We start from the raw sequence: 9987 nt of genomic DNA, 5'->3' as shown, positions 1-9987 counted from the left end.
TGATGTTCGCTGCTTTGGGTGTATTGGGAAGCTTTTCAAAAAGGATAATGATTGTTAGTATTATTATGAAACTTTTTCCTTTTTCACTTCGTTAAACAATTGAAAATAAATAATAAGATTATCCGCCAATTAATAGAGGGGGGTAATAAATTTATTTTAAAAAATTTAAGGGAGGAAATTATTATGAATTTTAAAAAATCCTTTTTATGTTTGTCAGCAGCTGGTATCATTGCATTTCAAACTCTACCTTTAACAATTGCTGAGGCATCTAAGTCTACTCAATCGACATATGAAATAAAAGCAGTAAGCAACCCATATCCTGGCCATGTCATAAAATATGGGGATCGAGGACCTAATGTGCATAAAGTGCAAGATCGGCTAAACAAAAACAACGTCCCAATTTATGTAGATGGTATATTTGGTCAAACAACGCTTAAAAAGGTAAAAGAATTTCAAATGCGCAGACATTTGAAAGCAGATGGGGTAGTAGGTCCCTCAACTTGGACAGCGCTTTATCATACGGAATTTCCATATCCTGGTTATATCGTTAAAATCGGGGATCGTGGCATAAATGTAACGTACATCCAAGCGCGTCTTAATGACGCTGGGGGTTCGATTAAAGTGGATGGTATTTTCGGTCCAAACACTCAACAAAAAGTGAAGGAGTTTCAAAAAAAATACGGACTAAAAGTAGATGGAATTGTTGGACCGGAAACCTGGGACATTCTATTTAATTATGAAGAATAGTCATACTCTAATGATGCTTTTATGAAACTCTGGTTTACCTAACTAACCCTTGATTTTGGAAATTATCACAGGTAATAACAACATTAATCCACCTAAAATAGTATATGGTTACCTGTCTAGAATTATGGAGTCTGGAATGAGAAATGCCATAGATTTGCTAATAGAAAAAGATTATAAAGAAAAAAGAAAGATACACACAAATAGGTGATTTTCACCTCTTTTTTTTATGCAAAAACCATATAAACGAAATATTTATCTCTTAAATATAAATTTAATGAAAATAATAATAAATTCACCAATAAAGGAATTTAAAGAAGAAATGACCTAAAAGGAGAGGACAAAAAATTTATTGAAGTAAGTGATAGGGATACATTTTCCTGCCAAACTCAGTTTAGCAAAAGTATGACAAAGGATTTTAAAAAATTTACAGGAAAAAGCCAATTAGAATTCGAAAATACATAGAAGATTATAAAGAAAATTGGATTTAACTTGCTGATTTATTCTACTTTTTATTTAATATGCAAGCTCTTAGATTCATTTATTTGACTTTAAAAAGAAAGTCCATTAAATTAGTTGATAGGTCAAATATTGACCCGTCAACTAATTTTAAAAAGGAGGAGGGTGCATTTGTCCAGCTCATGTAATGAGAATGAAAAAATAGTCTATCGATTATTTGAAATAAATAAGCTTACAATGCCTAGGTTTGAGCGGTGTACAGGGATCAGCCAATCAAGGCTGGAACTTTTGAATGAGCTTTATGAAGAAGAAGAAATCAGCCAGACTGACCTGCAAAAGAAAGTAAACATTGATAATGCGGCTGTAACAAGGCATTTAAAGCAGCTCGAAGACAAAGGAATGGTTACACGCCGGAAAAATCCTGCTGATAACCGAGTTACTTTTGTGAAGCTGACTGAAGATGGCCGAATGAAAATGATTGCTTATAAAAAAGAAAAACAGCGATTTATTTCAAATGTTTTAAAGGACTTTTCAGAAGAAGAACGTTCTTCTCTTTTAAAAATGCTTACTCGTATTCAAGGAAATGTAGAGAAGATTCAGTAGAAAAACTATACTCATCAAGACGTGACATAAAAGGAGAATGAACCATGAATAAAACATTAGCTAACGATTTTAAGGAAATTGTAACTGGACGCCGTTCCATTCGCAGTTATGATCCAAGCGTGAGAATCAGCAAAGAGGAAATGGCAGAAATGTTAACAGAAGCTGCGCTTGCACCGTCATCTGTTAACTTGCAGCCATGGCGTTTTGTTGTCATTGACACGGATGAAGGAAAAGAAACACTTGCTCCACTGGCTAAATTTAATCAAAGACAAGTTGAGACTTCTTCAGCTGTAATCGCTGTTTTTGCAGATATGCAAAGTGATTTATTCCTGGATGAAATTTATAATAAAGCAGTGGAAGAAGGTCACATGCCTTCAGAAGTAAGAGATCAGCAAGTGCCTGCAATAAAAGGTTTCATTGAAGCGATGACATTTGAACAAACGAAAGAAATGAATTTGATTGATGCAGGTTTAGTATCGATGTAGCTGATGCTGGTCGCTCGTGCACATGGTTATGACACGAACCCAATCGGCGGTTTTGAAAAAGATAAAATTGCTGAAGCCTTTGACTTGGATAAGAGCCGTTACTATCCTGTAATGCTGCTGTCAATCGGAAAAGCTGCTGAAGAAGGCTACAAATCTGTACGCCTGCCAATTGATGTCATTACTGAATGGAAGTAATCTTATTAGAAGTGTATGAATGACTAAATAAAAACGAAATGGGGAAATAAAAAAGATGATTATTATACATGCAGGTCTTCAAGTACAAGCTGAGAAAGAAAATGATTTTCTGCAAGAAGCTCGCACTTTAATTGAAGCTTCAAGAGCTGAAAGCGGCAATATATCATATGATTTATTAAAAGATACAGAACAAGATTGTGCCTACACAATGGTGGAAGTATGGGAAAATAGTGAAGCAGTGGAAGCTCATAATACAACCGTACACTTCACTGAATTTGTAAGCAAAGCTCCTCAATTTATGGCAGCTCCGCTTCAAGTGAAAATGTTTGATGGAAAACCGCTAGAAAAATAAATAACTGATAAGATACAAAATAAGAAAAAAAGAATGGACCGCTTCGGAGGTTCATTTTTTTTTTTGAAAAGGGTTGTAAAACGCTTTCATCCACATTATAATTCAAGTAAACCGATTTACTAAACCGATTTATCAATAAGGAAGGAGCATTTCTTTGAATCATGTGATTATTCCGCTTAATGCTTTTGATAGAAAAGAAGTTTTAGAGAATGGGCAGCTTTCGTATATTAGCATCATTCAAGCATCGGGAGCTTACGGCGTTGAGATCAGAAGAGAATTATTTTCTGAACAAGATATACCCTTGAAACAGCTGAGGGAAAAGATTGCAGGTTCCTTGTTTACTGTCTATTCCGCTCCTGTTGAACTCTGGAATATGGATGGATCTCTTAATGATGAGAAGATTCAGATAATCAAAGAGGAGGCCCTGCTGCTTGGTGCGAGATGGGTGAAAGTATCACTCGGCCACTACATAAAAGGCGTATCTGACTTAAAAAAAATGAATCAATTTTTAGATCAGTTTGATTCGTTGGAACTGCTGATAGAAAATGATCAGACGCTGCATGGGGGGAATGCGGAAACCTTGAGGTCTTTTTTTGAAAGCGCTTCTATTGCAGGCGTTCCAGTTAAGATGACATTCGATACAGGAAACTGGTTTTATACGAATGAAAAACCGATTGAAGCATTCGACATGCTGAAAGATTATGTATCCTATTTGCATTTAAAGGATGTGGTTCAAACCGGCAGGGAATTAGTTACTACTGAACTATCAAACAGTGAAACTGCTGATTGGCGAAAGGTGGCAGAACAGCTGCCGGAAAATCTTCCTAGAGCACTGGAATTCCCGATTCATCCTGTCAGCCGTCTGAAAGAGTTTATAGAAATGGTCAATACCAATCTATCGAAAAGGAAAGGTGAGGCTGTATGCAAAAGTTAGATGTAGTCACGTTTGGTGAAGCGATGGCACTGTTTATGGCAGAAAATCCAGGACCGTTAGATGAAGTCCGGCACTTTACAAGGGAGCTCGCTGGTGCTGAAACCAATGTTGCGATTGGGCTCGCAAGACTCGGGCTGAAATCAGGCTGGGCAAGCAAGGTTGGAGCTGATGCCTTTGGAACTTTTATTATGAAAAGGCTTGCAGAAGAGAATGTGAATGTTGATCATGTTTTCAAAGATGACCGCTATCCAACGGGATTTCAGCTCAAAGAAAAAGCATTGAAGGGAGATCCTGCGGTTCAATATTTCCGCAAAGGCTCAGCTGCAAGCTTTATGAGTGCTGATGATTTTCAGAATGACTATTTTAGCAGCGCCAGGCATCTTCATATGACAGGAATTCCTCTAGCTATTTCAAAACATACTCGCTCGTTTGCCCAAAAAGCTTTAACTCATATGAAAGGAGCGGGGCGCACTGTCAGTTTTGATCCTAACCTGAGACCGACATTATGGGCCTCGCAGCAGGAAATGATTGAAGTAGTGAACGAGTTTGCTTATAAAGCTGACTATGTCCTTCCCGGCATTTCAGAAGGGGAACTGCTTACAGGATACAGCAGCCCTCATGATATAGCGTCCTTTTATTTAGAAAAAGGAGTCAGTCTTGTTGTGATCAAGCTTAGCGAACAAGGTGCATTTTATAAAAACCATTCAGAAGAAGGCACAGTGAAGCCATTTGAAGTTGAAAAAGTGGTTGATACAGTAGGAGCGGGAGATGGATTTGCAGTCGGCCTGATCAGCGGTCTGATTGAGAAGCTAACGCTCAAAGAAGCTGTACTCAGGGGGAATGCCATTGGTTCTTTGGCCGTTCAATCTCCTGGAGACAATGACGGATACCCTGATCGTCAGACATTAATCGATTATATGAATTTACCTAATTAAGGAGGGCTGACGATGAAGCAAACATTGGCAAGACAAAGATGGATCCGGTTAATACCAGTTGTTTTTATCACATACAGCCTTGCCTACTTAGACCGCGCGAACTATGCGTTCGGCGCTGCAGGCGGAATGGCGCAGGATCTCCAGATTACTCCTGCCATCTCCTCATTGCTTGGATCTCTTTTCTTTTTAGGCTATTTCTTTTTCCAAGTTCCCGGAGCTCATTATGCCGAAAAGAAAAGTGCCAAAGTCCTGATTTTCTGGTCGTTAATTGCTTGGGGGGCACTTGCAACCGCAACAGGAATGGTTTCAAATGTTAATTTCTTATTTATCATCAGATTTATGCTTGGAGTTGTAGAAAGTGCTGTAATGCCGGCTATGCTTGTCTTTTTAAGTCACTGGTTCACTAAAGCAGAGCGTTCACGTGCCAATACATTCCTTATCCTTGGAAATCCGGTAACTGTTTTATGGATGTCGATCGTTTCAGGTTATTTATTGGAAGCGTATGGCTGGAGATGGATGTTTATTATTGAGGGACTTCCAGCGGTTATTTGGGCCTTTTTATGGTGGAAGCTTGTGTTTGATCATCCTAAAAATGCTAAATGGCTGAACGCAAAAGAAAAAGCTGACCTTCAGGCTGCCCTTGAAAAAGAACAGGAAGGGATCAAACCCGTTAAAAACTACCGAGAAGCGTTTAAATCGAAAGTTGTTATTTTACTGGCTGCTCAATACGCTCTATGGAGTGTTGGACTTTACGGATTCGTCATGTGGCTTCCTTCTATAATAAAAGCAGCCCCGAATATGAGCATTGTTCAAACGGGTTGGCTATCAGCAGTCCCTTATGTTCTGGCCGTTATCCTTATGCTTACAGCATCGCATTTTTCAGATAAGCTGCAAAAACGGAAAGAATTTGTCTGGCCGTTCCTGTTTATCGGTGCAATAGCCTTTTATGCATCGTACTTGATTGGACCGGATCACTTCTGGATCAGCTTCGTCTTGCTTATTATAGCTGGAGGCGCAATGTACGCTCCGTATGGACCGTTTTTCGCGATAATTCCAGAGATTCTTCCGCGAAATGTGGCTGGCGGTGCGATGGCCTTAATCAATTCAATGGGTGCGCTCGGATCATTTGTCGGATCTTATGTCGTTGGATATTTGAACGGTTCTACCGGCGGTTTCGCGGCTTCTTACATCTTTATGGCCGGGTCCTTGCTGCTGTCCGCCATTTTAACAATTATTGCAACGAAACAGGCAAAAGTTAAGCATATAAAACAGTCCAACATTAATACGAATATTTCATAATAGACTGGGGAGTGAAGAAAATGGGAGTAACTGAAATCAGAAACCGCGGGGTTATAGCTGTCATAAGAGGAGCAACGCCTGAATCCATTATTTCGATTGGCAATGCTTTAAAAGGCGGGGGTGTCACTGCCCTTGAAATTACAATGGAAACCCCAAGAGCAGCGTCTGTTATTGAGGCTGCAGCGGCATATTTTGGAGACGAAGTGCTTGTTGGAGCAGGGACCGTCCTCGATCCGGAAACTGCACGAATGGCCATACTTTCAGGAGCAAAATTTATTTTTTCACCAACTGTGCGTAAAGAAACAATTACTATGGCTAAACGCTATGGCGTCATTAGTGTACCAGGGGCATTTACACCGACGGAAATTCTTACTGCCTATGAATATGGAGCAGATTTAATTAAAGTTTTCCCTGCTGATGCTTTTGGACCTTCGTATTTAAAAAATATTGCAGGCCCGCTGCCGCATATCCCGCTGATGCCGACAGGCGGGGTTGATCTTAATAATACAGCTGATTATATGAAAGCAGGCGCTGTTGCGGTTGGGGTAGGAAGTACCCTTGTGAATACGAAAAAACCATTAACGGAAGAAGCTCTTCTTAATATAAAAGAAAAAGCTGCTGATTTTATCAATGAAGTAAAGAAGGCAAGAGAAGAAATCCAAATGGCCGCTCGATTTTGAGCGGCTGCGTTTTTAGTTAATGAAGAGGAGAGCTGGATAAATGTCTGTTTATCCGATAAAATGATTGGTACGGACAGATTGGAAAGAGTTGATAAGATGGCAAGAGTGACGATGGCTGATGTAGCCAAAGAAGCCGGAGTTTCTAAAAGCACGGTCTCTCAATTTATTAATAAACGCTATGAATATATGGGTGAAGATACCAAGAAGAAAATTGATGAAGCGATCAAATTCCTAGGTTATCAGCCCAACTACCTGGCAAGAAGCTTAAAGCAGAAACGAACATCGATGATCGGCATTATCGTCGGAAACATCATGCACAGGCTCTCAACAGAGGTCAGCCGCTCGATTGAGGACTATTGTCATAAGCATGATATTCACGCCATACTATGCAATGCCGATGACAACCCTGAAAAAGAGCGCAAATATATTGAAGTTCTTCATGCGAAGCAAGTAGACGGACTGATTATTTTTCCGACAGGGCAAAACCTGGACCTGTATCAGAAGCTGTTAGATGAAGAATATCCCGTCGTTTTTATGGACCGTAAAATTGAAGGATTAAAAGCCAATTATGTAGTGGCAGCGAACCGTGATGCAACGGAAGAATCCATTAGGCATTTACTTTCCCGCGGCCATACTAAAATAGCAATCGCTACGCAGCCGCTGATAATCAGTCCAAGGATTGACAGGCTGAAAGGTTACAAGCAGGCGCTGAGTGATGAGGGTATTCCGCTCTTTAATGAGTATATGATACATGCTGATCGGGAGCAGATGAAACATGAATTGGAAAAGCTCTTTGCTCTAAAAGAGCCGCCAACAGCCCTTTTTGCCGGAAACGATTTAGTTTTTATTGAGATCCTTGAATTTTTTAAAGACAAGCAGATGAAAATCGGGAAAGATGCAGCGTTAATTGTGTTTGATAATATCCCGCTTGCTCATTTAGCAGAAACACAAGTGACCACGATAGCCCAGCCAGGCTATGAAATGGGACAAAAAGCAGCTGAAATCCTGCTCAAGCAAATTAACAAGGAATGGAACGAGGTTCACGAGCATGTTTTCCCTTGTGAACTCATAATTAGAGAATCATCGTAAGCGATTCTCTTTTTTTCAAGCCGTTACTAAACCGGTTTAGGAGGAGATGGAATGAAAATTCAACTGGCATTGGACCGTTTATCGATTGATGAAGCCATTAAGATAGCCGGTCAGGCTGAAAAATTTATAGACATCTTTGAAGTAGGAACTTCTCTGATTAAGGAATACGGAATCGTCAGCATCTCCAGATTGAAAGAAGCCTTTCCAGATAAACTTATATTGGCAGATATGAAAACCATTGATAATGCTATATATGAATTTCAGTTATGCTTTGAAGCTGGTGCTGACATGGCAACTGTCATGGGAGTAAGCCCACTTCAGACAATTGAAACGTGCCTCGAAGCAGCTGCAAAGCATCAGAAAAAAACAATGATTGATTTATTAAACACAACAGAAGAACAAAAAACAGCTCTTTTTCCTTATACCGAGGCTATTTTTTGTGATCATGTCAGTAAAGATGTCCAGGAGAAGTCAGGATTGAATAACTCAGCTTCAGCTACTTTTGATTCGTCTTTGCAGTGGGCTATTGCAGGAGGTATAACAGGAGAATCTATTCAAAATATAGCAGGACCGCTTCCTGAGATCGTCATTATTGGATCAGCAATCACAAAAGCCCCACAGCCTGAAAAAGCTGCTGAAGCATTACGTGAAATTATTGAGAGAAAGAAGGCGGAATCACATGGACCAGCTTGAAACCATTCTAGCTGAAATAAAGACAGTCATTAAAAGAAGCAGCTCACAGCAGATTGAACCGATTGTCAGCGAGCTTTTAAAAGATCAGCGTATTTTCGTCATCGGTGAAGGCCGTTCAGGATTGATGGCAAAATCGTTCGCAATGCGTCTGATGCATTTGGGAGCAGAAGTCTATGTTGTAGGTGAAACAATCACACCGAGTATATCTAAGAATGATATTTTAGTAGCTGTATCAGGGTCCGGCACGACAAAAAATGTTGTCTGGACGGCAGAAAAAGCAAAATCAATCGGATGTATGATTATTGCTTTAACTGCTGATCCAGAAGCGCAGCTCGCTGCACTTGCCACCTATATTCTTCATGTACCAGCAGCAACTAAATATCGAAAAGAAGGTGAACAGCCAACGATTCAGCCATTGGGATCATTATTTGATCAATGTGTCCATCTTCTATTTGACGGCATTTGCCTGCAATATGCAGAGAAGAAAAAAATCAGCAATGAACAGGCGTTTCAGAAACATAGTAATATGGAGTAAGAAGATAAAATTAAGAGCTTGGGTCCAATCTGGCCCAAGCTCTTTTCTCATTATAATGAAAGCATGGCACCTTGCTCATCTAAGGTCTCCATAGTTGCAGATTATTAAATCAGAGGAAATGGGCTTTAAATCGATTTGTCTTGATTAGATGTGCGGAGATCACGCTATGAGTACACATGATATGGAGTTAAACTGTTTTGGGGAATCAAACCGGCTCTATTAGTAGCTAAGTCTACGATTTAGTCTGATTTGGTGAATCATATGGCCCTCAATGAGTATCTAAGTCTAGGAATAATCCTGTTATGGGGAATCAAACCGGCTCAATGAGTAGCTAAGTCTACGATTTAGTCTGATTTGGTGAATCATACGGGCCTCAATGAGTATCGAAGTCTAGGAATAATCCTGTTTTGAGGAATCAAACCGGCTCAATGAGTATCGAAGTCTAGGAATAATCCTGTTTTGGGGAATCAAATCGGCTCAATGAGTAACCAAGTCTATGAATAGGGCCATTTTTGAGGAATCAATCCGGCTCAATGAGTATCCAAGTCTAGGAATAGTCCTGTTTTGAGGAATCAAACCGGCTCAATGAGTATCCAAGTCTAGGAATAATCCTGTTTTGGGGAATCAAACCGGCTCAATGAGTATCTAAGTCTAGGAATAATCCTGTTTTGAGGAATCAAACCGGCTCAATGAGTATCCAAGTCGATGAATAATCCTGTTTTGGGGAATCAAACCGGCTCAATGAGTATCCAAGTCGATGAATAACCCTGTTTTGGGGAATCAAACCGGCTCAATGAGTATCCAAGTCTATGAATAATCCTGTTTTGGGGAATCAAACCGGCTCAATGAGTATCCAAGTCTAGGAATAATCCTGTTTTGAGGAATCAAACCGGCACAATGAGTATCCAAGTCTAGGAATAATCCTGTTTTGGGGAATCAAACCGGCTCAATGAGTATCCAAGTCTAGGAATAATCCTGTTTTGG

At 39.9% G+C, this 9987-nt stretch carries 10 protein-coding genes and 1 pseudogene; all 11 read left to right on the top strand.

The window, feature by feature from the left end:
* The first annotated feature begins 183 nt into the window (after window positions 1-183).
* The 11 genes and pseudogenes from LIT25_15500 to hxlB all read left to right on the top strand — a co-directional run bounded on the left by LIT25_15500 (window position 184) and on the right by hxlB (window position 9003).
* On the top strand, window positions 184-747 hold the full coding sequence (locus tag LIT25_15500) for a peptidoglycan-binding protein (protein ID USK32031.1): 564 nt from the start codon (window positions 184-186) through the stop codon (window positions 745-747).
* Window positions 748-1374: 627 nt separating this feature from the next.
* Entirely contained in the window at window positions 1375-1806 is a 432-nt protein-coding gene (locus LIT25_15495) for a MarR family transcriptional regulator (protein ID USK32030.1), read from the top strand.
* Between the two features lie 44 nt (window positions 1807-1850).
* A pseudogene (locus LIT25_15490) lies at window positions 1851-2486 on the top strand (nitroreductase family protein).
* 55 nt (window positions 2487-2541) lie between these two features.
* Entirely contained in the window at window positions 2542-2838 is a 297-nt protein-coding gene (locus tag LIT25_15485) for an antibiotic biosynthesis monooxygenase (GenBank protein ID USK32029.1), read from the top strand.
* Between the two features lie 154 nt (window positions 2839-2992).
* Window positions 2993-3772 (top strand): sugar phosphate isomerase/epimerase, encoded by a 780-nt coding sequence (locus LIT25_15480; GenBank protein ID USK32028.1) that lies wholly within the window; start codon window positions 2993-2995, stop codon window positions 3770-3772.
* Window positions 3760-4707 carry a sugar kinase gene (locus LIT25_15475; protein USK32027.1) on the top strand — a complete coding sequence of 316 codons (948 nt, stop codon included), beginning with the start codon at window positions 3760-3762 and terminating at the stop codon, window positions 4705-4707. The genes LIT25_15480 and LIT25_15475 overlap by 13 nt, the downstream gene beginning before the upstream one ends.
* A gap of 12 nt (window positions 4708-4719) precedes the next feature.
* The gene (locus LIT25_15470; protein ID USK32026.1) at window positions 4720-6006 is read left to right on the top strand and encodes an MFS transporter; all 1287 of its coding nucleotides are present in this window, start codon (window positions 4720-4722) and stop codon (window positions 6004-6006) included.
* 20 nt (window positions 6007-6026) lie between these two features.
* Window positions 6027-6686 carry a bifunctional 4-hydroxy-2-oxoglutarate aldolase/2-dehydro-3-deoxy-phosphogluconate aldolase gene (gene eda / locus LIT25_15465; protein ID USK32025.1) on the top strand — a complete coding sequence of 220 codons (660 nt, stop codon included), beginning with the start codon at window positions 6027-6029 and terminating at the stop codon, window positions 6684-6686.
* 96 nt (window positions 6687-6782) lie between these two features.
* Window positions 6783-7775 carry a substrate-binding domain-containing protein gene (locus tag LIT25_15460; GenBank protein USK32024.1) on the top strand — a complete coding sequence of 331 codons (993 nt, stop codon included), beginning with the start codon at window positions 6783-6785 and terminating at the stop codon, window positions 7773-7775.
* Window positions 7776-7826: 51 nt separating this feature from the next.
* Entirely contained in the window at window positions 7827-8468 is a 642-nt protein-coding gene (locus tag LIT25_15455; GenBank protein USK32023.1) for an orotidine 5'-phosphate decarboxylase, read from the top strand.
* Window positions 8455-9003 carry a 6-phospho-3-hexuloisomerase gene (hxlB, locus tag LIT25_15450; GenBank protein USK32022.1) on the top strand — a complete coding sequence of 183 codons (549 nt, stop codon included), beginning with the start codon at window positions 8455-8457 and terminating at the stop codon, window positions 9001-9003. The genes LIT25_15455 and hxlB overlap by 14 nt, the downstream gene beginning before the upstream one ends.
* Window positions 9004-9987: the final 984 nt, after the last annotated feature.

This window comes from Bacillus sp. F19 (assembly GCA_023823795.1).
Lineage (GTDB): Bacteria > Bacillota > Bacilli > Bacillales > Bacillaceae > Bacillus_P.
Note: the sequence above shows the minus strand (reverse complement) of the source record. Positions and strands in the feature narration are given on the sequence as shown.